Here is a 23,603-nt window from a genome sequence, read left to right as displayed (position 1 = left end):
GGCCGCCCCCGTCCGTCCCCGCAGCGAGCAGACTTCTTTAACGCAGAGAGAGAGCACGACGACAGCCATGGCTGAGGCTCAGAACATCCCGGTGGGATCCACCACCGCCGGATCCATCGCGGTGGCCGCCGAGTCCACCGTCGCCACCCGTATGAGCGCGCCCCCGTCCTTCGACGTGGCGGACTTCCCGGTGCCGCACGGCCGCGAGGAGGAGTGGCGGTTCACGCCGCTGGAGCGCCTTCGCGGGCTGCACGACGGCACGGCGGTCGCCACCGGCGGCATCCGCGTCGAGGTGACGGCGCCGGCGGGCGTGACCCAGGAGACCGTCGGCCGTGACGACGCGCGCGTGGGCAAGGCGGGCAAGCCCGTCGACCGCGTCGCCGCGCAGGCGTACTCGTCCTTCGAGAAGGCCTCGGTCGTGACCGTCCCCAAGGAGACGGTGCTCACCGAGCCGATCCGCATCGCCGTGCACGGCGAGGGCGGCACCGCCTTCGCGCACCAGGTCATCGAGCTCGGCGCGTTCGCCGAGGCCCTCGTCGTCATCGACCACACCGGTGACGCCGTGCTCGCCGCGAATGTCGACTACCTCCTGGGCGACGGCGCCAAGCTCACCGTCGTCTCCGTCCAGGACTGGGACGACAAGGCCGTGCACGTCGCGCAGCACAACGCGCTCGTCGGCCGGGACGCCTCCTTCAAGTCGGTCGTCGTGACCTTCGGCGGCGACGTCGTCCGCCTGCACCCCCGCGTCGAGTACGCGGGCACGGGCGGCGAGGCCGAGCTCATCGGTCTGTACGTCACCGACGCGGGCCAGCACCAGGAGCACCGCCTCCTGGTCGACCACAACGCCGCGCACTGCAAGTCGAACGTCGTCTACAAGGGCGCGCTCCAGGGCCAGGACGCCCACGCGGTGTGGATCGGCGACGTCCTCATCGAGGCCGCGGCCGAGGGCACGGACACGTACGAGATGAACCGCAACCTGGTTCTGACCGACGGCGCCCGCGTCGACTCCGTGCCGAACCTCGAGATCGAGACCGGCGAGATCGTCGGCGCCGGACACGCCTCGGCGACCGGCCGCTTCGACGACGAGCAGCTCTTCTACCTGCAGTCGCGCGGTATCCCGCAGGACGAGGCGCGCCGCCTCGTGGTCCGCGGATTCTTCGCCGAGCTGATCCAGCAGATCGGCCTGCCCGACATCGAAGAGCGCCTCCTCGCCAAGATCGAAGAGGAGCTGGAGGCGTCGGTCGCATGACATTCGTACGCGCCTGTGGCCTGAGCGAGCTGTCGGAGGACACCCCGAAGCGGGTGGAACTCGACGGCACGCCGGTCTCGGTCGTCCACACCGAGGGCGAGGTGTTCGCGATCTACGACATCTGCTCGCACGCGAACGTCTCCCTCTCCGAGGGAGAGGTGGAGGACTGTCAGATCGAGTGCTGGCTGCACGGCTCCAGCTTCGACCTCCGCACCGGCAAGCCGTCCGGCCTTCCCGCGACGCGCCCCGTCCCCGTATACCCCGTAAAGATCGAAGGGGACGATGTGCTCGTCTCCGTCACCCAGGAGTCCTGAGGCACATGGCAACGCTTGAAATCCGCGACCTGCACGTCACCGTCGAGGTCGACAACGGCACCAAGGAAATCCTCAAGGGTGTCGACCTGACCGTGAAGCAGGGCGAGACCCACGCCATCATGGGCCCGAACGGCTCCGGCAAGTCGACCCTCGCGTACTCCATCGCGGGCCACCCCAAGTACACGATCACGCAGGGCACCGTCACCCTCGACGGCGAGGACGTCCTGGAGATGTCCGTCGACGAGCGCGCCCGCGCCGGCATGTTCCTGGCCATGCAGTACCCGGTCGAGGTTCCCGGCGTCTCGGTCTCCAACTTCCTGCGTACGTCGGCCACCGCGATCCGCGGCGAGGCCCCCAAGCTGCGCACCTGGGTGAAGGAGGTCAAGTCCGCGATGGAGCAGCTCCAGATGGACCCGGCCTTCGCCGAGCGCAACGTGAACGAGGGCTTCTCCGGCGGTGAGAAGAAGCGCCACGAGATCCTCCAGATGGAGCTCCTCAAGCCGAAGATCGCGATCCTCGACGAGACGGACTCCGGTCTGGACGTCGATGCTCTGCGCCAGGTCTCGGACGGCGTCAACCGCGTCCGTGAGACGGGCGAGGTCGGCACCCTGCTGATCACGCACTACACGCGCATCCTGCGCTACATCAAGCCCGACTTCGTGCACGTCTTCGCGAACGGCCGCATCGCCGAGTCCGGCGGCGCGGAGCTCGCCGACAAGCTCGAGGCCGAGGGCTACGAGGCTTACACGAAGGGTGGCGTATCAGCGTGACGCAGCTGCCGGGCCTCCTCGACACCGAGGCGATCCGCAAGGACTTCCCGATCCTGGATCGCACGATCCACGACGGCAAGAAGCTCGTGTACCTGGACAACGCGGCGACTTCGCAGACGCCGCGCCAGGTGCTCGACGTACTCAACGAGTACTACGAGAAGCACAACGCCAACGTCCACCGCGGCGTGCATGTCCTCGCGGAGGAGGCCACGGCGCTGTACGAGGGCGCCCGTGACAAGGTCGCGGCGTTCATCAACGCGCCGAGCCGCGACGAGGTGATCTTCACCAAGAACGCCTCGGAGTCGCTCAACCTCGTGGCGAACATGCTCGGTTGGGCCGACGAGCCCTACCGCGTGGACCACGAGACCGAGATCGTCATCACGGAGATGGAGCACCACTCCAACATCGTGCCGTGGCAGCTGCTCTCGCAGCGCACGGGCGCGAAGCTGAAGTGGTTCGGTCTCACGGACGACGGCCGGCTCGACCTGTCCAACATCGACGAGATCATCACGGAGAAGACGAAGATCGTCTCCTTCGTGCTCGTGTCGAACATCCTGGGCACGCTCAACCCCGTCGAGGCGATCGTCCGCCGCGCGCAGGAGGTCGGCGCCCTGGTGCTGATCGACGCCTCGCAGGCCGCCCCGCACATGGTGCTCGACGTGCAGGCGCTGCAGGCCGACTTCGTGGCCTTCACCGGCCACAAGATGCTCGGCCCGACGGGCATCGGCGTGCTGTGGGGACGCCAGGAGCTCCTCGAGGACCTGCCGCCGTTCCTCGGCGGCGGCGAGATGATCGAGACCGTGTCGATGCACTCGTCGACGTACGCTCCCGCGCCGCACAAGTTCGAGGCGGGCACGCCCCCGGTCTCCCAGGCCGTCGGCCTGGGCGCGGCCGTGGACTACCTGTCCGCGATCGGCATGGACAAGATCGCCGCGCATGAGCACGCGATCACCGAGTACGCGGTGAAGCGGCTGCTCGAGGTCCCCGACCTCAGGATCATCGGCCCGTCCACGGCGGAGGACCGCGGCGCCGCGATCTCCTTCGTACTCGGCGACATCCACCCGCACGACGTGGGCCAGGTCCTGGACGAGGAAGGCATCGCGGTCCGCGTGGGTCACCACTGCGCCCGCCCCGTCTGCCTCCGTTACGGAATTCCTGCGACCACGCGAGCGTCGTTCTATCTGTACTCCACGCCCGGCGAGATCGACGCGCTGATCGACGGCCTGGAGCACGTACGGAACTTCTTCGGCTGAGGGGCTGGCTGGGAACGTGAAGCTGGATTCGATGTACCAGGAAGTCATCCTGGACCACTACAAGCACCCGCACGGGCGCGGTCTGCGTGATGGCGACGCCGAGGTGCACCACGTCAACCCGACGTGCGGCGACGAGATCACGCTGCGCGTCAAGTACGACGGGTCGACGATCGCCGACGTGTCGTACGAGGGCCAGGGCTGCTCCATCAGCCAGGCCAGCGCGTCCGTCCTGAACGACCTCCTGGTCGGCAAGGAGCTCGCGGAGGCGCAGAAGATTCAGGCGGTTTTCCTGGAGCTGATGCAGTCCAAGGGCAAGCTGGAGCCGGACGACGCGATGGAGGAGATCCTGGAGGACGCGGTCGCGTTCGCCGGTGTCTCCAAGTACCCGGCGCGTGTGAAGTGTGCTCTGCTGAGCTGGATGGCGTGGAAGGACGCGACGGCCCAGGCGCTCGAGGGCGCCGGAGCCGGGATCGCTGAGAGGAAGACCGCATGAGCGAGAACGAGACGCTGACGAAGCCCGCCTCCGAAGAAGAGGTGCGCGAGGCGCTGTACGACGTCGTCGACCCCGAACTGGGCATCGACGTCGTCAACCTCGGCCTGATCTACGGCATCCACATCGACGACGCGAACATCGCGACGATCGACATGACGCTCACCTCGGCGGCCTGCCCGCTGACGGACGTCATCGAGGACCAGGCGAAGTCCGCCACCGACGGCATCGTCAACGAGCTGCGGATCAACTGGGTCTGGATGCCGCCGTGGGGCCCGGACAAGATCACGGACGACGGCCGCGAGCAGCTTCGTGCGCTCGGGTTCAACGTCTGAGGGGTCGACGTCTGAGGGTTCGACGTCTGAGACGTGACCAGTGATTCGGCCCCCCGCGCTTCGTGCGCGGGGGGCCGAACCGCTTTTACGAGGCAGGCTCCTCGGCCGACGCCGCCTCCGTCAGCGTGTGGGCCAGGCCCTCCTTGCGGATGCGGCGGTCGATATACAGCAGGGCCGTCACCAGCGGCAGGAACACGCTCGCGACCAGCTGGGTGAGGAACGTGCCCACCAGTCCCAGTACGGCGTACAGGCCGAACTGGGACCGCAGTTGGTCGAGGAGCACGGTGGACGTGGAGCTGCCCGGGTCCACCGTGGGTGGGTTCGGCGTGGCGAACTGCAGGGGGAGCCGCACCGCCAGGGACACCCCCACGATGATGAGGCCCGCGAGCAGCGAGATGCCGAACGTGCGCCACCAGGCGCCGCGCACCAGACGCACGGAACGCCGCAACGCCTGGAGCGGGCCCGCCGATTCGAGGACCGTGGCCGCCGGCGCGAAGGCGAACAGGACGTACAGCCAGGCCGCCAGCGCGGTCACGACGACGAGCAGGAGGAACAGCAGGCCGAGGGGGACGACCCAGCCGGTCAGGAGCGCGATGAACAGCGAGACGAACAGCAGCGCGCACACGGCGGTCGGCAGCAACAGGATGAAGGCCAGCAGGAGCGTCACGGCCATCACGGGCGGCGTCCGCGACCACGCCCTGCGCCAGACCGCGCCGAACGTCGCCGGGCGCCCGAGCACCGCCTCGTGCAGGGTGGCGGCGCACGCCGCCTGGATGAACGAGTTGACGGCCAGTGTGGCGAGCATGGCCACCAGCCACACCGCGCCGAACGCGATCAGGATCGGCCTGACGTGGTCCCAGGAGAAGGTCGCACCGGGTGCGTACACCGCCTGGATGTGCTCCCGCGTGACGGCGTAGGCGAGGGCGGCCGCCCCCGCCGTCACGGCCGCGATCACGCCGTACGCCGCGAAAGCGCCGCCGAACAGCGGCTTCGCGTACCGCCGCATCGTCGCGAACGCGCCGCCGATGACATGGTCGACGCCAAGGGGTGCGAGGGGGATGACTCCCGGCTTGGGCGGCGGGGGCGGCGGCGCCCATCCGCCGTACCAGCCCCAGCCGGGCGGTGGCCCGCCGTACGGCCCCGGCGGCCCGCCGTGGGGCGTCTGTGGTCCCCCCTGTGGTCCCCACCCCGATGTGTCTGACATCGCTCTTGTGCTCCGTAGCTTCGTGTGGTGTTCCGCGTGTGCTCGCTGTGGCCCCCCACAGTGATCGCGTCACCTTAGCCGGTTTGCTCCCCGGGTTTGCGTACGCCCGTACACAACGTTATGTACACTCGTACGCATGGGATACGGACTGCTGGCCGCGGCGATCGCGGCGGAGGTGGCCGGGACGACGGCCATGAAGTACAGCGAAGGGTTCAGCAGGCTCTGGCCTTCGCTGATCACCGTCGCCGGATATCTGATCGCGTTCACGCTGCTCGCGCAGACGTTGAAGACGCTGTCCGTGGGGACCGCGTACGCGATCTGGGCGGGGATAGGGACCGCCGCGGTCGCCGGTATCGGGATGCTGTTCCTGGGGGAGTCGACCAGTCTGGTCAAGGTCTCGGGGATCGCGCTCGTGATCGCGGGCGTCGTCGTGCTCAACATCGGCGGTGCGCACTGATGGCCCGGCGGTACGACCCCGAGCGGCGGCAGCGGATCATCGACGCGGCGATCCGGGTGGTGGGGCAGAAGGGGATCGGCGGGCTCAGCCATCGGTCGGTCGCCGCGGAGGCCGATGTGCCGCTCGGGTCGACGACCTATCATTTCAAGACACTTGACGAGCTGATGGTGGCCGCGCTGCGGCAGGCCAACGAGGGCTTCGCCAAGGCGGTCGCCGCGAGGAGCGCCTTCGAGGACCCCCGCGCCGATCTCGCCGGTGAGCTCGCCGCCCTGCTCGGGGAGTGGCTCGCGGGGGACCGCACGGAGGTGGAGCTGGAGTACGAGCTCTATCTGGCCGCCCTGCGCAAACCCGCGCTGCGGCCCGTCGCCGCCGAGTGCGGCGTGGGCCTCGCCGAGGTCCTGGAGCAGCGCACCGATCCCGTCACCGCGCGGGCGCTCGCCGCGCTCATGGACGGGATCTGTCTGCAGGTGCTGCTCACGGACGATCCGTACGACGAGCCGTACGCACGGGAACTGTTCAGCCGGATGATCCCTCGGGGTTCTGCCGGATGATCCCCCGGGGTTCCGCCGGATGATCCCCGGGGGGTTCCGCAGGATGATCCCGCGCGGCTCGACCGGCTGGCATAGTCAGTTCCCAAGGGGAATTCACCGGCTTGCTGGGGGTGGCATGCTGCGCGGCCTGCGTGACGTACCGAGAACCGCGTGGCTGCTGGCCGCGGGTGGCTTCTTCAACATGGTCGTCGCCTTCACCTTCGTCTACTTCTTCGTCTATCTGACGGACGAGCGCGGCCTCTCCGTCGCCCAGGCGGGCCTGATCAGCGGCATCGGCGGCGCCGGAATGGTCGCGGGCAACTTCACCGGAGGCTGGTTCGGCGACAAGTACGGCCACCGCCGGGTGCTGCTAGCCGGATCGGTCGTCAGCGGCGCGGGCGTGCTCGCGCTGCCCGTGCTTCCGGTCGCGCTGCTGTACGTCGTGCCGCTGCTCGGCCAGTACGCCGGAGGATGCGTGCGCGCGGCCAACGGCGCGCTTCTGGCGGTCACCGTGCCCCAGGGCGGGCGGCGCCAGGCCTTCGCGGTGATGCGGTGCGCGACCAACGCGGGCTTCACCGTCGGGCCCCCGCTGGGCGCGCTGCTCATCGCGCAGGCCTCCTACAGCTGGCTCTTCGTCGTCGACGGCCTCGGGACGCTCGCCTTCGCCGCGTACGCCTGGCGTGTGCTGCCCGCCCACGGCGCGGCCCGCACCGCCGCCGACCACGATCCTGGCGCCCCTGGAGTGTTCGCCGCCCTGCGCCGCCGCCCCACCGTCCTGATCCTGCTCGCCGCGATCCTGGTCACCGACCTCGTCTACCGCCAGCAGTACTCGACGCTCCCCGTCGACCTCGACCGGCACGGCCTGGACACCGGCGTCTACGGCTGGCTCCTCGCGATCAACGGCGGCGCCATCCTGCTCCTCGAACTCCCCGCCGCCCTCGCCCTGCGCGGCCGCGCGCCCCTGCGGATCATCGGCACCGGGCTGCTGCTCGTCGGCGCCGGATACGGCGCGCTGGCGCTGGGCACCGGAGTAGGGACCGCCGTCACCATGATGCTGCTGCTCACCGCGGGCGAGATCCTCTACAAGACCCCGGCCGCGGCGTACATCGCCGACCAGTCGCCCGCCCATGTGCAGGGCCGCTTCCAGAGCCTGTACTCGGGTGTGTCGGTGAGCGGAGTCGTGCTCGCCGCGCCGCTCGGCGGCGCGCTCTACACCGTGGCGCCCGGGCTGCTCTGGCCGCTGTGCGCGGTCCTCGCGGCGGTGGCGGGCGGCGTCGTGCTCGCCGCGGGGGCGAGATCGCCGTCGGCCGAGAAGGGCGGCGGCCCCGACCCGCGGCCCGCTCCCGGCTCGGCCACTGAGACCGGTTCGCCCGCGCGGCGCCCCGCCGGTTAGGTTTCCCCCATGACCGACACGAACGCTTCCCGCACCACCGGCGCCGTCGCCGCAGGCCTTGCCACCGTCACCGCCGACGGCACCGTCCTCGACACCTGGTTCCCCGCGCCCGAGCTCACCGCCGAGCCCGGCCCGTCCGGCACCGAGCGGCTCACCGCCGAGCGCGCCGTGGAGCTGCTCGGCGACGGCGCCGCCAAGGCGATCGGCCCCGACGCCCGCCGTGGCGTGGAGATCATCGCCGTACGTACGGTCATCGCGTCCCTCGACGAGAAGCCGCTGGACGCCCACGACGCGTACCTGCGTCTGCACCTGCTCTCGCACCGCCTGGTCAAGCCGCACGGCCAGAGCCTGGACGGCCTCTTCGGCCTGCTCGCCAACGTCGCCTGGACCTCGCTCGGCCCGGTCGCCGTCGACGACGTCGAGAAGGTCCGGCTCAACGCCCGCGCCGAGGGCCTGCACCTCGCCGTGACCTCCATCGACAAGTTCCCGCGCATGACGGACTACGTCGCGCCGAAGGGCGTCCGCATCGCCGACGCCGACCGCGTCCGGCTCGGCGCGCACCTCGCCGAGGGCACGACCGTCATGCACGAGGGCTTCGTGAACTTCAACGCGGGCACCCTCGGCACCTCCATGGTCGAGGGCCGCATCTCCGCCGGTGTCGTCGTCGGCGACGGCTCGGACATCGGCGGCGGCGCCTCCACCATGGGCACCCTCTCCGGCGGCGGCAACGTCCGTATCGTCATCGGCGAGCGCTGCCTGATCGGCGCCGAGGCGGGCGTCGGCATCGCCCTCGGCGACGAGTGCGTCGTCGAGGCCGGTCTGTACGTCACCGCGGGCACCCGCGTCACCATGCCCGACGGCCAGATCGTCAAGGCCCGCGAACTCTCCGGCGCCTCGAACATCCTCTTCCGCCGCAACTCGGTCTCCGGCGCCGTCGAGGCCCGCCCGAACAACGCGGTGTGGGGCGGCCTGAACGAGATCCTGCACAGCCACAACTGACGTACGCCGCACACTCCGCCTGGGCGGCCCGCACCGAAACCGGTGCGGGCCGCCCACGCGTATGTAGGGGCAGACACACAGGCGAGGCATAGCGGGGCGGCGCCGCGCGCGTCATCACAGGCAGAGGGGCAGTGAGGCCCGCCGGAACGCAGGACACGAGAAGGTGGCGATGGATGCCGAAGGCCAGGAAAGCTTCCGGGAGTTCGTGGACAACAGGTCGGCCGCACTCCTGAGGACCGCCGTGCTGCTCAGCGGCGGCGACCGGCACGCCGCCGAGGACCTGCTGCAGAACGCGCTGGTCAAGGCCGTGGGCCGGTGGCATCGGCCCAGCGGCACGCCAGCCGCACCGGATTCTTCGTCGTCGACGCCTCGTCCGGCAAGCTCGGACCCTTCCGTGAGCTGTCGCAGAAGAGCAGCGGCAAGTACGGCTTCTTCGAGGGCAACCCGCGCGAGGACCTGCGCTGGAGCCATGACGGCAAGCTGCTCTACGTACAGCTGGCGATGGGTCCCGACGGAAAGAACCGCGCCTGGTACACGCTGGACGGCAAGAAGACCGAGGCGCCCGCAGCCGAGCGGTACGCGGGCTGGCCCGAGGCCGGGCTCTCGCCCGACGGGAAGCTCCTTGCCGACGACGGCAACGACAAGGGCTCACCGATCCTCGACCCGAGGACCGGCAAGAAGATCACCACGGTGCCGGGGCAGCAGCAGCTCGCCTGGGCCGACAGCAAGCGGCTCATCGCCTGGGGCTGCGACCCGAAGAAGTGCGACGGCAAGGGCGAGTTCCGCAACCAGCTCCTGCTGGTCACCGTCGGCAGCGAGAAGGTCGTGCCGCTCAGCGACTTCCGCAGGGCGTCGGACGACTATCCGGGCCGCTGGTCGCCGATGTTCGCCGCCCGCTGAGCCTTGCCGCAGCGTCTCGTACGCAGCCAGCAGCCCGTCGGTCGCCTCGCGGCCGGCGGGCAACAGCGGTGCCCGCACCGGACCGCCGGGAAGGCCGAGCTCGCCGAGCAGCGCCTTGGACGTGACGGTGCCGGGCAGGCCCGCGCCCATCATCAACTCGATGAGTGCCATGGCCCGTTGCTGGAGGCGCGCAGCCTCCGCAGTGTTTCCGGCGTCGAACGCGTCGATGATCGCCCGGAGTTGGCGCGGCACGGCGTTGGCCACCGTGCTGATGTATCCGGCGCCGCCGATCGCGTACATCGCGAGGATGTACTCGTCGCAGCCCGTGTAGTACGCCAAGTCCGTGCGCGCGAGCACCTTCTGGGTGCCCATCAGGTCGTACGCGCAGTCCTTCACGGCGACGATCCGGGGATGCTCGGCGAGTCGCAGCATCGTCTCCGGCTCGATCCGCGTTCCGGTGCGGCCCGGAATGTCGTACAGCGCGAGCGGCAGGCCCGAGGCGTCGGCGACCTCGCGGAAGTGCGCCTCGACGGCGTCCTGCGGCGGCTTGCTGTAGTACGGCGTGACCACCAACAGGCCGTCCGCGCCCGCCTTTTCGGCCTGCAGCGCCAGCTCGACGGTGTGCCGTGTGGCGAAGCTGCCGACCCCCGCGACGACCGTGGCCCGGTCGCCGACGGCCTCGGCGACGGCCCGTACAAGGGCGGACTTCTCGGCGTCGGATGTGGTGGGCGACTCGCCGGTGGTGCCGGAGAGCACGAGCCCGTCGCAGCCGGCGTCCACCAGACGCCTGGCGAGCCGCTGCGCGCCGTCGAGGTCGAGCAGACCGTCGTCCGTGAAGGGCGTGACCATCGCGCAGAGCGCGCGGCCGAGGACAGGAGCCGATGAGGGTGAGGTCATAGGGGCAGTGTCGGTATGCCGGCCGTGAAGCTCCACTTAATTCTGCTACGAGATAGGGGGCAGGAACGCTACGAGGTGGACTACGTGGTGGACGCTGAACCCGGCGGGCACTAGTGCCAACTCGCCCCTGTATGGGCCACCATGGCGGGACGGTAGTCGACGGACGGCCGCAGGGCCGGGCACAGGAGGCGTCATGAGGCTGGGCAAGGCACTCGCCACCGGTATCGCCGATGAGCAGCCGGCCCAAGAGCGGACCGAAGAGCGGATCGAGGACGCGGTGCTCGATCCCGATCGGGTCGAAGAGGTCCAGGAGGCGGTCGAGGTGCCGGCTACCCGATGAGGCTGCGGCTCCCCGAGGAACGACCGAAGGAGCCGCCGACCGGATACAAGATCGCCCACCCGGGTGCTGTCCCAGGACGGCACCCGGGCCGGGTTCACCGGTGTCTCCCTGGGCGCCGCCCTGCCCTACGCCGTGCTCGACGAGGCACACTGCGCGGGTGCGTACGGCGACGGTGCGGCCGTGCGGCTGCGGGGCGCGGGCCTCGCTGCTTGTGGACGCCGGGTGGGGCAGGCCCGGCTGGCAGGGGACGAACGGAACTAGCCGCGCGCCGTCTGGCATGATCGGCGCGGGGCGTGACAGGCCGACATGACAAGACATGAGGCTTGATGAGCAACAACAACGACAATCGAACGCAGGCACGGGAAACGCAAGCACAGGACGAGCGCGTCGCCCTGGTGACGGGCTCGTCATCGGGGATCGGCGCCGAGGTGGCCCGCCGCCTCGCCGCGGCGGGCATCCGCGTCGTGGTCAACTCCGCCAACTCGGTCGAGGCCGGCGAGAAGCTGGCCGCCGAACTCCCCGAGGCCGTCTACGTCCGGGCGAACGTCGCCGACGAGGCCGACGCCGTACGCCTGGTCCGGACGGCGGTCGACACCTACGGACGCCTGGACATCCTCGTCAACTGCGCGGGCGCGACGCGGTTCATCGCCCACGACGACTTCGAGTCCGCGAACCCCCAGGTCTGGCGCGAGCTCTACGACATCAACGTCATCGGCGTATGGCAGACGATCACGGCCGCCGTCCCGCATCTGCGGGCGAGCGGCGCGGGCAGCGTCGTCACGATCTCCTCGCAGGCGGGTGTCCGCCCCGGCGGCAGCTCGATCCCGTACTCGGTCAGCAAGGCCGCCGTGAACCACATGACGAAGCTCCTGGCCAAGACCCTGGGCCCGGACGTGCGGGTCAACGCGGTCGCGCCCGGAATGATCGACACCCCGTGGTTCGACGGGGTCGAGGGCATCGAGTCCGCGATGGAGGAGACGGCGGCCCGGCTGCCGCTGCGCCGCGTGGGCAGGCCGCAGGACATCGCGGAGGCCGTCTTCGACCTGGCCAACGCCTCGTACATCACCGGCGAGGTCCTGTTGGTGGACGGCGGCGGCCACCTTCTGTGACCCGCCCCGACGGGCCGCCCCCGCGTCCGCGTTGACGACCCCGGGCCGCCAGAGGAGGCTCAGGCCATGAGCACACATCCATACGCGCGTTATGTCGCGATGGGCGACAGCCAGACGGAGGGGATCGGAGACGGCGACGAGACCCACGGCTACCGCGGCTGGGCCGACCGCCTCGCCGAGCTGCTCGCCGAGGGCAACCCGGACATCGGGTACGCCAACCTCGCCGTGCGGGGCCGGCTGACCGCGGGCATCAAGGCGGAGCAGCTGGCGCCCGCGCTGGCCCTGAAGCCGGACCTGGTCACGGTCATGGCGGGCATGAACGACCTGGTGCGGCCCGGTTTCGACGCGGCGCGGGTGGCCCGCGACATCGAGGACATGTTCACCGAGCTGACCGCGGCGGGAGCGCGGGTGGCCACGGTGACGTTCCCGGACATCGGGCGGATCTCGCCGCTCGCGCGCCGGGCGATGCCGCGGGTCCTCGACCTGAACGCCCGGATCAGGGCGGCCGCGGACCGCCATGGCGTCGTCGTCCTCGACACCTTCCCGCACCGGGTCACCACCGACCCCCGGCTGTGGTGCGCCGACCGTATGCACGCCAGTCCCGTGGGGCATGCGCGGATCGCCGCCGGCATGGCCGACGCGCTCGGCATCCCGGGCCACGAGGACTGGCTGCGACCGCTGCTGCCGCCGCCCCCGCCGGTGTCGCCGCTGCGGGCGGCGGTGGTGGAGGCGCGGTGGCTCGCGGGGTTCATGGGGCCGTGGGCCTGGCGGCGGCTGCGGGGGCGGTCGTCGGGGGACGGACGGGAGGCCAAGCGGCCGACTCTTGGGCCGGTGGTGATGTCCGAGCGGGCGCCGTGAAGTCCCGTGGCCGGGGCGGGAACCCGTCCCGTGGCCGGGGCGGGAACCACCTCGAAACCACCATCACGAGGGAGTCGGCATGACGACCAGCACGGGCAAGGAGTTCGAGATCGCGCGGGAGTTCGAGGTCGATGCCTCGCCCGTGGAGGTCTGGGACGCGCTCACCACCGGCACCGGCGGCTGGCTGTGGCCCATGCGGTACGAACCGCGCGAAGGCGGTGCCGCCCCCTTCGGCGGCACCGTCACCCGCTGGGATCCGCCGCACCGCCTCACCGGACGGGTGGAGGACCCGGAAGGCCTGCCGGACGGCCAGGTCCTCAACCAGCTCGACCACATCATCGAGCCCCGCGACGGCGGCCGCCGCTCCTGGGTCCGCTACGTACACAGCGGTGTCTTCACCGACGACTGGGCCAACCAGTACGACGGGGCGAGCAAACACACCGACTTCTACCTGCACACCCTGCGCCAGTACCTGACCCACTTCACGGGCCGCCCCGCCACCTTCACCACCCTGGAGGGCCCGCCGGCCGCCACGGCCCCGGACGCGTTCGGCGGGCTCGGCCGCCACCTGGGCCTGCCCGACGACGCCCGGGAAGGCGCCCGTGTACGGGTGGACGCCCCCGGCGGTCCGCTGGACGCGGTGGTGGACTTCCGGACGCCCCACTTCATCGGCCTGCGCACGGACTCCGCGCTGTACCGCTTCTTCGGCCGCAACCGCTTCGGCGCCCCCGTGGCCATCAGCGTCCACGACTTCGCGCCGCACGCCGACCCCAAGGGCACCGAACTGGCCTGGCGGGACTGGCTCGACAGGCTGTACGCCTAGGGCCTGTCCGATGGGTCACGCCCCAGGGCACTACGGGCGGAACCTCAGCACCTGCGGGTCGTGATCGCTGTTCTGCTCGGCGAACTCCGCGTTGATGTGCACGCTGTCGTACGAGAAGTCCCCGGCACCCCCCACCCCGGGGCTGGTCAGGATCTGATCGAGGACCTGGGAGTTGCCCTGGTAGACGTACGAGTAACGCTCGGACCGGGGAAGGGACTTGACGGCGGACTTCAGCGCGCTGCCCGCCTCCAGCGCCTTCGTCGTCGCGGAGAACTCGAAGTCGTTCACATCGCCGAGGACGACCACGTCCGCGCTCTTGTGCACCTTCCGTACGTCCCGCACGAAGGAGTTCACGGCCTCGGCCTGCCGCACCCGCTTCTTCTCGGACGAGCGCACCGGCGGCTGGTGGTGCGAGGTGAGACCCTCGTCGCCGCCCTTCGAGCCGAAGTGATTGGCGACCACGAACACGGTCCGCCCCCGGAAGCCGAACTCGCCGGCCAGCGGCTTGCGGCTGTCCGCCCAGGCGGAGTTGGCGGGGTCGATGCGCCCGGGTGAGAGGGTCAGCTCGGCCCGTCCGCCCGAGGAGGAGGCGACGACGTCCGTGGCGGTCGTCGCGTTCCCGTCGCCCCGGTCGGTGAAGGACACCCGCTCCGGGTTGAAGAGGAACACCTGACGGATGTTGCCGCCCGGCTCCCCGCCGTCCTTGTTGTTCTCCGGGTCGATGGACCGCCACTCGTAGCGGGGCCCGCCCGCGGCGACGATTGCGTCCGTGAACTTCTTCAGGGTCGCCTCGGCGGAGACGGTCCCGTCGTTCTTGGCGCCGTTGTCGTCCTGGATCTCCTCCAGGGCGACGATGTCGGGCGAGGCGAGATTCGAGACGACGGCACCCGCGAGCGCGTCGAACTTCTTCTGCGGGTCGGTCGGGTCGAGGTTCTCCACGTTGTACGTCGCGACGGCGAGCTCGCTCTTGGCCTGGCGGCGGGTCTTCTCCCGCTCGAGGCCCTTGTCGGTGACCTTGCCGAGGGTCCGCGCCGTCAGCGTGTAGCCGCCGAACTGGTTGAAGTCCAGGGGCCCTTCGGCGCCACCGGACAGCACGTCGCCGACGTTCGCCTTCGGGAACGGCTGCTCGGAGACCGGCGCGAGCTGCTGGATCTGCAGCCGGCCGGTGTTCTGCGCCGAGTAGGAGCCGTAGACGGTGCCGCCCCGCCGGTCCGCGTTCTCGTGCGGCTTCACGGTGATCCACAGCTCGGAGTAGGGATCGGTGGCGCCGACCACGCGCGAGGTGCCGACGCGGACGTTCATGCCCTCCAGGGACTCGTACAGATCGAGGGCGTACGAGCGGGGCTCCAGCGGCAGCGCGTTGATGCTGGAGCCGTTCGCCGGGTCGCCGTCGGGCGCGTACACGGAAGGCACCTTCTTGGCGTCCACCGTGACCGGCGCGGGCAGCGCGTTGCCGGAGGACTCGACGGTCACCGTCGGCCTGGTGAGCTGGGTCAGCGACTGGTTGCCGGAGTCGGCGCCGCCCGGAACGTACTCGCTGACCGTGCCGGAGACGCGGACGGCGTCGCCGGTCTTCACCGTCAGGGCCGCCGACCCTGTGTAGACGAAGACGCCCTCGCTGGTCGCGGGGTCCGCGTCGGCCTTCGGGTCCTGGATCCAGAAGCCCTTGGAGCCGTAGGAGCGCACGCCCGTGACGATGCCCGTCACGTCCGTGACCTGCTGTCCGTTCAGGGGCGAGAGGCGGGTGGTGCCCTGGATGTCGTGGACGCGGACCTCGTCGGCGGAGGCGGCGGAGCTCGCGGCGAGCAGACCGGCGGCCAGCGCGGTGGCGACGACGGTGGCGACCGCGGCGGATCTCACGATGGGGCGGGTGGCACGGGATATGTGCGGCATGGAGAGACTCCGAGGGAGGGTGGGGGAACGTACGCAGCACCGGACCGGCGTGCGACCGCTGCTCTACGCGCGTCAATCTCTTGTGTGGCCAGGGGAGTTGTCAAGGTTCGACGGGTGTTCTCGCCGTGTATCTCTCCTGACAGGGACATGAACCGGGCGGCATGGGTCCATATCCGTCTAGGCTTCTGCTCAGCCGAACCGTTTGCTTTCCCCCGGAGGAGAACCAGCCGATGTCCGTAAGTCCCGCCACCCTGCCGCCGGTGCTGCTGCACCCCGAAGCGGAACTCGCGCGGGCCGCGCTCGCCACACCGCTGCTGTCCCGCGCCGCGCGGCTCGCCCGCTGGGCGGGCCCCGACACGCGGGTCGGGGCCGGCGGCGAACTCGTCGACGAGCAGCTGCCGGCCGCCGCGGCGGAGCTGGGCCTGGACGCGGACGACCCGGACTCCGCCGCGTACGCCGGCGAGGCCTGGCGCGTGGCCGTCGACACGGGCCTTGTGGAGGTCACGGACGGAGACGAGGCGGACGGGGAGGACGCCCTTGGCACGGTGACCGTGGGCGAGGACCTCGCCGCGCTCACGTCCGGCAGCCCGCAGGACGTCCTCGGCGTCTGGCTCGGCGCACTGGACACGGTGTACGCGGACGCGACCGTGCCCGACATGGACAACCTCCTCGACGTCCTCGAGGAGAACGGCGAGGTCGACTTCGACGAGCTCGGCTGGGACCCGCAGGCCGAGGCGGACTTCCTCGACGGTGTGCTCGGCAACCTGTATCTGCTGACCGTCAGCGACGCCGCCGGGAGCGAAGGACCGGTGCCGCTGCCCGCGCTCGCCGCCTCGATGATCGTCCCCGACGACATGGGCGAGCCCACGGACGACGTCCTGGAACAGGTGTCGGACGCGATGATGAAGCTCGACGACCAGTTCCGGCTCTTCGAGCCGCTGGGCCTCGTCGAGTACCAGCCGGTCGACGAGGCCCTGATGGTCGACATCGACGAGGCGGAGGCGCCGCTGCCGGAGGACGACGAGGACGTGTCCCGGTACGGACTCGTCCGCCTTACGCCGCTCGGCCTGTACGGCGTGCGGGCGCGGATGCTGGAGGCCGGCGTCGACGCGCCCGCGGTCGGTGACCTCGCGGACAAGGGCGCCGACACGCTGCTCGACGGGACGGCCGGTTTCCCGCAGGCGGCCGCGCAGGCCGAGATCGAGCTGTGGCTCGCCCGGCACGAACCCCTGGACGCGGCACGGGAGTTGCTGGCCGCGGCACGCGGCGGCGACGAGGGGGCGCCGCTCCGCAGGCTGCGGTGCCAGCAGGCGCTCTCGCTGGTGGGCGTGGAGGCGGAGGCCGCTCTGCGGGACGTGCTCGACGACGCGGAGCTCGGCGGGCTCGCGCGGGTGTGGCTGGCCGAGCACGGGGCCGCGGACGTGCCCGCGCCGTCCGAGGCGATGGTGTTCTGGCTGACCATCGACACGATCGCCGCGCAGCTCGCCGCCGAGGGCAACTCGGACGAGCTGCAGGGCCTGGTCGAGGGGCTCTCCGAGCAGCACAGCGGGTTCTTCGCGGCGGCGTGGCGGGTCGAGCACCCGGCCACCGCGGATGTCCTCGAGGCGATGGGGCGGCTGCACCCCGACAAGAAGGTGGCGAAGGAAGCACGGAAGGCGGCCTTCAAGGCCCGTTCGCAGCAAGGGATTTGATCCCCACTCCCGTAAACGCGGGCCGGGCTGAATTTTTCAGCCCGGCCCGCATCCGGCTCAGCTCAGCACTGATGCCGGTTCAGCTCAGCACTGATACAGCGTCGTGTGCTTGAACGACGACGTCGCACCGTCGAAGCCGTACGTCCCCCGGTACGCCGGAGGGTTCTGGTACTCGCCGACGATCGTGATCGTGTTCGCGCACGATCCCTGGCCCGCGCGCTTGGCGTCCAGGCGGATGGTGTCGCCGATCTGCCCGCCCGTGATGTCCCACGGCGCACCGCAGATGCCCGCGGTGATCTGGCCGCCCGTCACCACGTACGGGTAGGTGTTCGGGTTGTACTTCACCTCGATGGCGAAGGTGATGGCGCCGTTGTGCAGCTCCAGCTTGCAGGCGGTGGAGACCGCCTCGGCGGACACCTCCTGGGTCGAGGCGAACGCCTCGTCGCGCGTCTTGACCTCGGCGCCCTGCGGATTGTGGAAGCGGTGCTCCGCGCGGGCCCGGCCCTTCTGCTTACGTGCCTGAGTGGTCATGGAAGCCCTCCTCTCGTGGTGCGACCGGTCAGGCCAGTTGCTCGGAGACCTCGACCCGCAGCAGCGCGCGGACGTTCTCGATGTGGTTGAGGACGGTCACGGTCGAGGAACCCGCGAACAGCAGGCCGAGCGCGACGTCATCGAGCGAGGTCACCAGGGACCCTGAGTCGCCGCCCGCCGAGATGTTCGTCGTGAGGATCTGGTCCTTGAAGCGGGCCGTGCCCGCCGTGCCGTAGTTGACGTCGATGGTCGCGTCGACGGCGATGATCCGGCCGAAGGAGATGTTGGTGGTGCGGCCGGTCTTCTTCACCAGGTCGCCGACCGCGACGTTCGCCTTGCGGCGCCAGGCGCGCGGCGCACCGCTGAAGTACGTCTCACGGGTCGCGTCCTGGAATTCGACGGTGCCGAGCGCCGCGTCCACGACGTTGTTGTGGCGCTCCAGCGGAATCTGCGGGGCGAACTGGATCGTGATGAAGCGCTCCAGCGTCGCGATGCGGTCGGCAGGGTCCTGGCCGCCGTCGAAGATGCCCGGCTGCACGATCGCGCTGCCCAGCTGGGCGCGGTTGGAGTCGGCGAGCACGTGGTTGTTGGACAGGATGTAGAACTTCGCCGGTACGCCGAGGCCGGAGCCCGGCGGGTCGACGGAGGCGCCGGGCAGGAAGTCGTAGACCACGCTGCCGAGCGTGCCGGCCGTCACGCGGACGTTGCCGACCGAGAAGCCGGAGGGGCACGGGCGCATCCGGCGCCTGAGGAGCTGCGGCTCGAACGCGCCGAGCCCGCCGAGCTCTTCCAGCATGGGCTGCGAGAGGCCCGCGAGCTGCTCGCTCACTCCGCCGTCGGGGCCGTACGTCACCGAGGCGCGGTCCTCGCCGCGGCCTGTCTTTCGCTGCTGCCGCTGGGCGGCGACATGCCCGACGGCGACGACGTCGGTGGGGGTGCCGTCGTCCATCTGGGGCGGGATGACGTCCCGCTCCGGGAGCATGGACTCCGGGACCTTCTGGGTCACGAACACGATGACCGCGGGTTCGCCGGTGGGCTCTCCCTCGGTCCACTTCACGCCGTGGCCGAAGCCGACGACGTTGGCCAGCGACGTCTGGGGGCCCAGGAAGTCCCCTTTCGCCTGCTGACGTGAGCTGTCACTGAGCTGACCGCCGGTGGGTCCTCGCATCAATTCGGGCTGGCTCACCACGCCAGGCCACCTCTTCCCCTTGGTTGAAGGGTGGAGTTCCGGGCCGCTTCCGCAGTCGTCCTACCTGCGCCTCGTCCTACTGCGCCGCGGTCTCGCCGATGGCGAGCACGCGTACGGGGACGCCTTCGAGCAGATCCGGAATCACGTCTTCGTCACGGAGCCGGTCACGGGGCACTGTGCGGGTGACGAACACGACGATCACGTCCGCCCCCGAGTACTCGTCCTTACCGATGCCGACGCCGGTGACATTGGCCAGCTTCATCAGCCGGTCCTCATGGAGGCTGCGTGCCTGCTGTGCGTCCACGCGGCTCGCCTCCCCCAACGGGTGATGCAGGTAGGGGGATGTCTATTGCCGTGCGGATCGCGGGTCAAGGCGTACCGCACGAAATCTTGGCTTTACGGGTGATCCGTGCCTGTTGACCTTCTTTACGAAGATTCTTCCCACCACTCGTTCGGGTGCGCGGACGTTCAGGTACGCGGATGTTCACGTACGCGGACGCCCGAACGGGCTCTGCGCACGGATCGCCGCACCCTCCTCCCCGCTGAGCCGGTGCGCCACCCTCCCCCAAGCTCTTAAGGAGCAGGGGCCCCTGTCTCGAAGAAGCCGGGCACGACCGAGGCCACCGCGATCTTGTACGGCGCGAGCGACACCGCGAGGGACTGGCCGAGCGCGTGCACGGCGGCCTTCGTCGCCCCATAGGCAGGATGATCCGGCTCTCCGCGGAAGGCGCCGCGCGAGCCGATGTTCAGCGAGTCGAGGGTCGCGCGCGCCTCCTCCTCGCGCGAGCCGTAGTGCACCGCGACCCGGTCCCCGTTCTCCGCGAAGGCCTGCGCGAGGGCTCTCCCCAGGCCTCGGGAGGCTCCGCTGATCAGGACACGGCGGCCGGTGGCCGGCAGGTTCATGGAAGGAAGCCCCTTGACGTCGGACGGTGTTCAACCGCCGTTTATACGCGAGCGGGAACGTGACGCCGACAGCAGCCCGGCCGATCCTCGCCGCCTGCGACCGAGCCCCACGCACCGCCCCCACGCACCCCGTCCGCAGTCCGCCCGTACGCGCCTTTGGAGAGATCATGTCGCTCACCCGCAGGGACTTCGCCAGACGCTCCGCGATCACCGGCGCCGGGGTCGCGCTGGCCGGCAGCGTCGGCGCGCTCGCCACCGCACCCGGTGCGCTCGCCGCCACCGAGACGGAAGGCGCCGAAGCGGAAGACGCCGACGCGACGTACGGCGCCCCCGGCTACGGCCCGCTCGTCCCCGACCCGAAGGGCCTGCTGGCGCTGCCCGCCGGATTCTCGTACCGCGTCCTCACCTACAGCGGCAAGACGAAGCTGGAGTCCGGCGAGTTCACGCCCTCCAACCACGACGGCACGGCCACCTTCGAGGGCCCGCGCGGTGTGACCCTGCTCGTCAACAACCACGAGCTGGGCGGCCCCCGCTCCAAGTGGAAGCACCCGGTCCCGCTCACCGAGGGCCTCGTCTACGACCCGGCCGCGTCCGGCGGCTGCACCGTCGTCGAGGTCCGCCGCGACGGACAGGTCGCCGAATGGGTCGGCATCGCGGGCACCGCCACCAACTGTGCGGGCGGCAGCACCCCTTGGGGCACCTGGCTGACCGGCGAGGAGACCGAGGACCGGGCCGGCGAGAACGGCATGACCAAGGACCACGGCTACGTCTTCGAGGTCGACCCCCTCGACAAGCGCGCCAACCAGGCCCCCAAGCCGATCAAGGCGCTCGGCCGCTACGCCCACGAGGCCGTCGTCGTCGACCCCAAGCGCGGCCACCTCTACCTCACCGAGGACGCATCCGGACCCAACGGCCTCCTCTATCGCTGGACCCCGCCGCACGGCTTCGAGCACGGCCGCGGCAAGCTGCGCGCCCTCGCCGACGACGCCGGCGTACTGAAGGCCCCCAAGTGCTACGACTCCGGCGGCCGCTTCGTGGACGACCTGTCCCGCGCGACGAAGATCGGCACGGTGTACGGGGTGGACTGGGTCGAGGTCCCGGACCGTGACGCCCGCACGGTCCCGGTGCGCGAGCAGTTCGACGACGGCGACATCACGCGTGCCCGCAAGCTCGAAGGCATGTGGTGGGGCGACGGCGGCGTCTACATCGTCGCGTCGTTCGCCCGTGACGAGAGCCCCGTCCAGCACGACGGACAGGTGTGGTTCTACCACCCGGCCCGCCGCACCCTGACCCTGAAGGTCCTCCTCGGCGTCAACCAGGACCCCGCCAAGGACGGCGCCTTCGACGGCCCGGACAACATCACCGTCTCCCCGTACGGCGGCCTGGTCATCGCCGAGGACGGCGACGGCATCCAGCACCTCTTCGGCGCGACCGAGCGCGGCCGCACGTACCCGATCGCACGCAACGAACTCAACGCGGGCACGCCAGAGAAGCCCTCCTACAGCGAGTTCACCGGCGTCACGTTCTCGCCCGACGGCAAGACGCTCTACGCCAACATCCAGACGCCGGGCATCATGCTGGCGATCACGGGGCCGTGGCGGAGGCAGCGCGGCTAGGCCCCGCCGGGGGCGTTGACCGCGCGCACGGAGTCGTTCTCGACGCGCGCGTACCAGCCGGACGAGTCGGCGGCGAGGTCGGTGATCTCGCCGTCGACCGGCCACTGCGCGATCCGTTTGCCGCCGCGCAGGGTCAGCGCCTTGCAGACGCCGCCCGCGGTGGCGTACACGGTGCCGTCCGCGACGGCTGGGGGGAGCGTCGCGGTCGCGCCGAACGTCTCGAGCCACAGGCTCTTGCCGCTGCCGAGGTCGATGGCCTGCAGGGTCTTCTCGTTGGTCCAGTGCAGCAGGACGCCGTCGGCGGTGACGGGGCCGTGCCCACCGCCGGGCAGCCGCCGCCAGCTCGCGCCGAGCCCGGCGGTGGGGAAGTGCCAGCGCTGCTCGCCGTCCGCCGGGCCGAAGCCGATGAGCTGCCCCGCGCCGCCGGCCAACAGGAGCCCGGTTGCGGTCCTGATCGTCACCGACGAGCAGGCGGCGTACAACTACCACGGCGACCCGACCGAGCAGGTTCCGGCGAACGTCCCGGTCTACACGTGGAACCTGGCGGGCTACCGCGCGGGCCACGGCGCGTCCGGCACGGGCAACCGCCATGTGTTCGGCGGGCTCTCGGACGCGGCCTTCCGGATGGTGCAGCTGCTCGAGCAGGGGGCTTCGAGCGACTGGCCCTGGATGAAGTGAGGTGGCGGCCCCTCACCGATCTGCCGGAATTTCCCCGACGGATGTGACGGGGGTTCCTGAACGGATAAATCGGCGTTGACGGAGTCCCGTGGGGCACAAATGTGCGCGTGGTGCGACGGAGTGGCTACGGACCGCTACGGGGAAGCCGTGTTTGTGTGTCGGTTTGATGCCGATGTGAGGACCGTGTGAGCTCGGAGCATGGTGCGGTGGGCTCCCGGGGGCGCATACTCAGGACATGACGAGGCCCCCCGGTACCCGACGCCACCTGCCGAACAGTCCCTTCAACGTTCCGCCGCCGCCCGCACCGCCCATCGAGCAGTTCGCCGTGGGCGACCGGGTCTCGCACGACCAGTACGGACTCGGACGGATCGTCGGAGTCGAAGGCGAGGAAGCGGTGGTCATCGACTTCGCGGGCCGCCAGGGAAGGTTCCTGAGCCCGTACCCGAAGCTGGCCAAGCTCTGATCCACTGATCTGCGTACGACAAAGGGGCGGCCGCCAGGAGGAGTCGATCCTCCCGGCGGCCGCCCCTGCGCATTCCCTCGGCGGCTACAGCGCCTGCGCCGCCGGCTTCACCATGCCGCGCACGGTGCGTGACTTCACGAAGTCACCCATGGCGGTCATCTCCCACTCGCCGGTGAACTGCTTGATCAGCTTGGCCATCATCACGCCCGTCTGCGCCTCGGCGTTGGTGAGGTCGAAGCGGACCAGCTCCTCGCCCGTCGCGGCGTCCAGGAGGCGGCAGTAGGCCTTGGCGACCTGCGTGAACTTCTGGCCGGAGAACGAGTTCACCGTGAAGACGAGACCCGTCACGTCCTGCGGCAGCCGGCCGAGGTCGACGACGATCACCTCGTCGTCACCGCCGCCCTCGCCCGTGAGGTTGTCGCCGGAGTGCTTGATCGCTCCGTTCACGATCGACAGCTTGCCGAAGTAGCAGCTGTCCACGTGGTTGCGCTGCGGGCCGTAGGCGATGACCGAGGCGTCCAGGTCGATGTCCTTGCCGCCGTACGCGGGCTCCCAGCCGAGGCCCATCTTGACCTGCGAGAGCAGTGGCTTGCCGCCCTTGACCAGGGACACCGTCTGGTTCTTCTGGAGGCTGACGCGGCCCTTGTCCAGGTTGATCTTCCCGGCGCCGGGCGCGGGGGCCGCGGGTGCCGCGGCGGGCGCGGCCGGGGCGGCGACG

Annotated in this window: 25 protein-coding genes and 5 pseudogenes; 21 read left to right on the top strand and 9 right to left on the bottom strand. The window is 70.5% G+C overall.

What is annotated here, in order from left to right:
• The first annotated feature begins 67 nt into the window (after positions 1-67).
• From sufD to E2651_RS03225, 6 genes are read left to right on the top strand one after another with little or no spacing between them, the layout of a single operon-like run.
• Positions 68-1,249: a Fe-S cluster assembly protein SufD gene (gene sufD, locus E2651_RS03250; RefSeq protein ID WP_135329419.1), complete on the top strand. Its 1,182-nt coding sequence runs from the start codon at positions 68-70 to the stop codon at positions 1,247-1,249.
• Positions 1,246-1,563, top strand: coding sequence for a bifunctional 3-phenylpropionate/cinnamic acid dioxygenase ferredoxin subunit (locus E2651_RS03245; protein WP_135329418.1), 318 nt, complete (start codon positions 1,246-1,248; stop codon positions 1,561-1,563). Before sufD ends, E2651_RS03245 begins: the two co-directional genes overlap by 4 nt.
• 5 nt (positions 1,564-1,568) lie before the next feature.
• A complete protein-coding gene (gene sufC / locus E2651_RS03240) occupies positions 1,569-2,333 on the top strand; it encodes a Fe-S cluster assembly ATPase SufC (protein WP_135329417.1) in 765 nt (254 codons plus the stop codon).
• Complete coding sequence (locus E2651_RS03235; RefSeq protein WP_135329416.1) at positions 2,330-3,586, top strand: cysteine desulfurase; 1,257 nt, start codon at positions 2,330-2,332, stop codon at positions 3,584-3,586. The genes sufC and E2651_RS03235 overlap by 4 nt, the downstream gene beginning before the upstream one ends.
• A gap of 16 nt (positions 3,587-3,602) precedes the next feature.
• Positions 3,603-4,079 (top strand): Fe-S cluster assembly sulfur transfer protein SufU, encoded by a 477-nt coding sequence (sufU, locus tag E2651_RS03230; RefSeq protein ID WP_135329415.1) that lies wholly within the window; start codon positions 3,603-3,605, stop codon positions 4,077-4,079.
• Complete coding sequence (locus E2651_RS03225) at positions 4,076-4,411, top strand: metal-sulfur cluster assembly factor (protein WP_135329414.1); 336 nt, start codon at positions 4,076-4,078, stop codon at positions 4,409-4,411. The genes sufU and E2651_RS03225 overlap by 4 nt, the downstream gene beginning before the upstream one ends.
• An 85-nt stretch (positions 4,412-4,496) precedes the next feature.
• On the opposite strand, the gene E2651_RS03220 is transcribed toward E2651_RS03225, so the two are convergent.
• On the bottom strand, positions 4,497-5,615 hold the full coding sequence (locus tag E2651_RS03220) for a hypothetical protein (protein WP_135329413.1): 1,119 nt from the start codon (positions 5,613-5,615) through the stop codon (positions 4,497-4,499).
• A gap of 136 nt (positions 5,616-5,751) precedes the next feature.
• Here E2651_RS03220 and E2651_RS03215 point away from each other — a divergent pair, with 136 nt between their 5' ends.
• The 6 genes and pseudogenes from E2651_RS03215 to E2651_RS03190 all read left to right on the top strand — a co-directional run bounded on the left by E2651_RS03215 (position 5,752) and on the right by E2651_RS03190 (position 9,894).
• On the top strand, positions 5,752-6,072 hold the full coding sequence (locus tag E2651_RS03215; RefSeq protein ID WP_135329412.1) for a multidrug efflux SMR transporter: 321 nt from the start codon (positions 5,752-5,754) through the stop codon (positions 6,070-6,072).
• Positions 6,072-6,623 (top strand): TetR family transcriptional regulator, encoded by a 552-nt coding sequence (locus E2651_RS03210; protein WP_135329411.1) that lies wholly within the window; start codon positions 6,072-6,074, stop codon positions 6,621-6,623. The genes E2651_RS03215 and E2651_RS03210 overlap by 1 nt, the downstream gene beginning before the upstream one ends.
• Positions 6,624-6,738: 115 nt before the next feature.
• The gene (locus E2651_RS03205) at positions 6,739-7,995 is read left to right on the top strand and encodes an MFS transporter (protein WP_135329410.1); all 1,257 of its coding nucleotides are present in this window, start codon (positions 6,739-6,741) and stop codon (positions 7,993-7,995) included.
• A 9-nt stretch (positions 7,996-8,004) separates the two neighbouring features.
• The gene (dapD, locus tag E2651_RS03200) at positions 8,005-8,994 is read left to right on the top strand and encodes a 2,3,4,5-tetrahydropyridine-2,6-dicarboxylate N-succinyltransferase (protein ID WP_135329409.1); all 990 of its coding nucleotides are present in this window, start codon (positions 8,005-8,007) and stop codon (positions 8,992-8,994) included.
• A 169-nt stretch (positions 8,995-9,163) separates the two neighbouring features.
• Positions 9,164-9,319, top strand: a pseudogene (locus E2651_RS45030) (SigE family RNA polymerase sigma factor); the annotation flags it as partial.
• The gene (locus E2651_RS03190; RefSeq protein WP_135329408.1) at positions 9,310-9,894 is read left to right on the top strand and encodes a hypothetical protein; all 585 of its coding nucleotides are present in this window, start codon (positions 9,310-9,312) and stop codon (positions 9,892-9,894) included. The pseudogene E2651_RS45030 and the gene E2651_RS03190, both read left to right, overlap by 10 nt.
• Before the next feature lie 9 nt (positions 9,895-9,903).
• On the opposite strand, the pseudogene dapA reads toward E2651_RS03190, so the two are convergent.
• Positions 9,904-10,791: pseudogene (gene dapA, locus E2651_RS03185) on the bottom strand (4-hydroxy-tetrahydrodipicolinate synthase); the annotation flags it as partial.
• A 193-nt stretch (positions 10,792-10,984) separates the two neighbouring features.
• On the opposite strand from dapA, the gene E2651_RS43670 reads away from it, so the two are divergent.
• The 5 genes and pseudogenes from E2651_RS43670 (at position 10,985) to E2651_RS03165 (ending at position 13,921) form a co-directional block, all read left to right on the top strand.
• The gene (locus E2651_RS43670; protein WP_167828679.1) at positions 10,985-11,131 is read left to right on the top strand and encodes a hypothetical protein; all 147 of its coding nucleotides are present in this window, start codon (positions 10,985-10,987) and stop codon (positions 11,129-11,131) included.
• A pseudogene (locus E2651_RS03180) lies at positions 11,128-11,375 on the top strand (hypothetical protein); the annotation flags it as partial. The gene E2651_RS43670 and the pseudogene E2651_RS03180, both read left to right, overlap by 4 nt.
• Before the next feature lie 82 nt (positions 11,376-11,457).
• Positions 11,458-12,240: a glucose 1-dehydrogenase gene (locus E2651_RS03175; RefSeq protein ID WP_135329407.1), complete on the top strand. Its 783-nt coding sequence runs from the start codon at positions 11,458-11,460 to the stop codon at positions 12,238-12,240.
• A 66-nt stretch (positions 12,241-12,306) separates the two neighbouring features.
• Positions 12,307-13,098, top strand: a complete 792-nt coding sequence (locus E2651_RS03170) for an SGNH/GDSL hydrolase family protein (protein WP_135329406.1) — start codon at positions 12,307-12,309, stop codon at positions 13,096-13,098.
• A gap of 79 nt (positions 13,099-13,177) precedes the next feature.
• Positions 13,178-13,921, top strand: coding sequence for an SRPBCC domain-containing protein (locus E2651_RS03165; RefSeq protein WP_135329405.1), 744 nt, complete (start codon positions 13,178-13,180; stop codon positions 13,919-13,921).
• A 30-nt stretch (positions 13,922-13,951) separates the two neighbouring features.
• Here the strand turns inward: E2651_RS03165 and E2651_RS03160 are convergent, their stop codons facing one another.
• Complete coding sequence (locus E2651_RS03160; protein WP_135329404.1) at positions 13,952-15,814, bottom strand: endonuclease/exonuclease/phosphatase family protein; 1,863 nt, start codon at positions 15,812-15,814, stop codon at positions 13,952-13,954.
• A 230-nt stretch (positions 15,815-16,044) separates the two neighbouring features.
• Between E2651_RS03160 and E2651_RS03155 the strand changes: the two genes are divergently transcribed.
• Positions 16,045-17,505: a hypothetical protein gene (locus tag E2651_RS03155; RefSeq protein WP_135329403.1), complete on the top strand. Its 1,461-nt coding sequence runs from the start codon at positions 16,045-16,047 to the stop codon at positions 17,503-17,505.
• Between the two features lie 84 nt (positions 17,506-17,589).
• Here E2651_RS03155 and E2651_RS03150 read toward each other — a convergent pair whose 3' ends face one another.
• The 4 genes and pseudogenes from E2651_RS03150 to E2651_RS03135 form a co-directional block, all read right to left on the bottom strand.
• Positions 17,590-18,036 (bottom strand): hypothetical protein, encoded by a 447-nt coding sequence (locus tag E2651_RS03150; protein ID WP_135329402.1) that lies wholly within the window; start codon positions 18,034-18,036, stop codon positions 17,590-17,592.
• Between the two features lie 28 nt (positions 18,037-18,064).
• Positions 18,065-19,222: a S1 family peptidase gene (locus E2651_RS03145; protein ID WP_245238536.1), complete on the bottom strand. Its 1,158-nt coding sequence runs from the start codon at positions 19,220-19,222 to the stop codon at positions 18,065-18,067.
• 79 nt (positions 19,223-19,301) lie between these two features.
• Entirely contained in the window at positions 19,302-19,529 is a 228-nt protein-coding gene (locus E2651_RS03140; protein ID WP_245238535.1) for a hypothetical protein, read from the bottom strand.
• A gap of 192 nt (positions 19,530-19,721) precedes the next feature.
• Positions 19,722-20,128: pseudogene (locus E2651_RS03135) on the bottom strand (SDR family oxidoreductase); the annotation flags it as partial.
• Between the two features lie 167 nt (positions 20,129-20,295).
• Here E2651_RS03135 and E2651_RS03130 point away from each other — a divergent pair.
• Entirely contained in the window at positions 20,296-21,744 is a 1,449-nt protein-coding gene (locus tag E2651_RS03130; protein WP_135329401.1) for an alkaline phosphatase PhoX, read from the top strand.
• Here the strand turns inward: E2651_RS03130 and E2651_RS03125 are convergent.
• Positions 21,741-22,175 (bottom strand): PQQ-binding-like beta-propeller repeat protein, encoded by a 435-nt coding sequence (locus E2651_RS03125; RefSeq protein ID WP_167828677.1) that lies wholly within the window; start codon positions 22,173-22,175, stop codon positions 21,741-21,743. The two genes, E2651_RS03130 and E2651_RS03125, sit on opposite strands and share 4 nt — an antisense overlap.
• Before the next feature lie 16 nt (positions 22,176-22,191).
• Here E2651_RS03125 and E2651_RS03120 point away from each other — a divergent pair.
• Both E2651_RS03120 and E2651_RS03115 read left to right on the top strand, forming a co-directional pair.
• A pseudogene (locus E2651_RS03120) lies at positions 22,192-22,422 on the top strand (TROVE domain-containing protein); the annotation flags it as partial.
• A 235-nt stretch (positions 22,423-22,657) separates the two neighbouring features.
• Entirely contained in the window at positions 22,658-22,885 is a 228-nt protein-coding gene (locus tag E2651_RS03115) for a CarD family transcriptional regulator (protein ID WP_135329399.1), read from the top strand.
• Between the two features lie 84 nt (positions 22,886-22,969).
• Here E2651_RS03115 and E2651_RS03110 read toward each other — a convergent pair.
• The coding region (locus E2651_RS03110) for a TerD family protein (protein ID WP_135329398.1) at positions 22,970-23,603 on the bottom strand (634 nt) is incomplete at its 5' end.

This window comes from Streptomyces sp. MZ04 (assembly GCF_004684775.1).
Lineage (GTDB): Bacteria > Actinomycetota > Actinomycetes > Streptomycetales > Streptomycetaceae > Streptomyces.
The sequence above is the reverse complement of the archived record's forward strand: the minus strand, read 5'-3'. Positions and strand labels throughout refer to the sequence as shown.

Bases quoted from the DNA above. Each gene is read 5' to 3' on its own strand.
- E2651_RS03165 (WP_135329405.1), top strand. From the start codon at position 13,178: ATGACGACCAGCACGGGCAAGGAGTTCGAGATCGCGCGGGAGTTCGAG.
- E2651_RS03175 (WP_135329407.1), top strand. From the start codon at position 11,458: ATGAGCAACAACAACGACAATCGAACGCAGGCACGGGAAACGCAAGCA.
- sufC (WP_135329417.1), top strand. From the start codon at position 1,569: ATGGCAACGCTTGAAATCCGCGACCTGCACGTCACCGTCGAGGTCGAC.
- E2651_RS03220 (WP_135329413.1), bottom strand. From the start codon at position 5,615: ATGTCAGACACATCGGGGTGGGGACCACAGGGGGGACCACAGACGCCC.
- E2651_RS03225 (WP_135329414.1), top strand. From the start codon at position 4,076: ATGAGCGAGAACGAGACGCTGACGAAGCCCGCCTCCGAAGAAGAGGTG.
- E2651_RS03130 (WP_135329401.1), top strand. From the start codon at position 20,296: ATGTCGCTCACCCGCAGGGACTTCGCCAGACGCTCCGCGATCACCGGC.
- E2651_RS03170 (WP_135329406.1), top strand. From the start codon at position 12,307: ATGAGCACACATCCATACGCGCGTTATGTCGCGATGGGCGACAGCCAG.
- E2651_RS03215 (WP_135329412.1), top strand. From the start codon at position 5,752: ATGGGATACGGACTGCTGGCCGCGGCGATCGCGGCGGAGGTGGCCGGG.
- E2651_RS03115 (WP_135329399.1), top strand. From the start codon at position 22,658: ATGACGAGGCCCCCCGGTACCCGACGCCACCTGCCGAACAGTCCCTTC.
- E2651_RS03205 (WP_135329410.1), top strand. From the start codon at position 6,739: ATGCTGCGCGGCCTGCGTGACGTACCGAGAACCGCGTGGCTGCTGGCC.
- E2651_RS03150 (WP_135329402.1), bottom strand. From the start codon at position 18,036: ATGACCACTCAGGCACGTAAGCAGAAGGGCCGGGCCCGCGCGGAGCAC.
- E2651_RS03160 (WP_135329404.1), bottom strand. From the start codon at position 15,814: ATGCCGCACATATCCCGTGCCACCCGCCCCATCGTGAGATCCGCCGCG.
- E2651_RS03210 (WP_135329411.1), top strand. From the start codon at position 6,072: ATGGCCCGGCGGTACGACCCCGAGCGGCGGCAGCGGATCATCGACGCG.
- E2651_RS03155 (WP_135329403.1), top strand. From the start codon at position 16,045: ATGTCCGTAAGTCCCGCCACCCTGCCGCCGGTGCTGCTGCACCCCGAA.
- E2651_RS03245 (WP_135329418.1), top strand. From the start codon at position 1,246: ATGACATTCGTACGCGCCTGTGGCCTGAGCGAGCTGTCGGAGGACACC.
- sufD (WP_135329419.1), top strand. From the start codon at position 68: ATGGCTGAGGCTCAGAACATCCCGGTGGGATCCACCACCGCCGGATCC.
- E2651_RS43670 (WP_167828679.1), top strand. From the start codon at position 10,985: ATGAGGCTGGGCAAGGCACTCGCCACCGGTATCGCCGATGAGCAGCCG.
- dapD (WP_135329409.1), top strand. From the start codon at position 8,005: ATGACCGACACGAACGCTTCCCGCACCACCGGCGCCGTCGCCGCAGGC.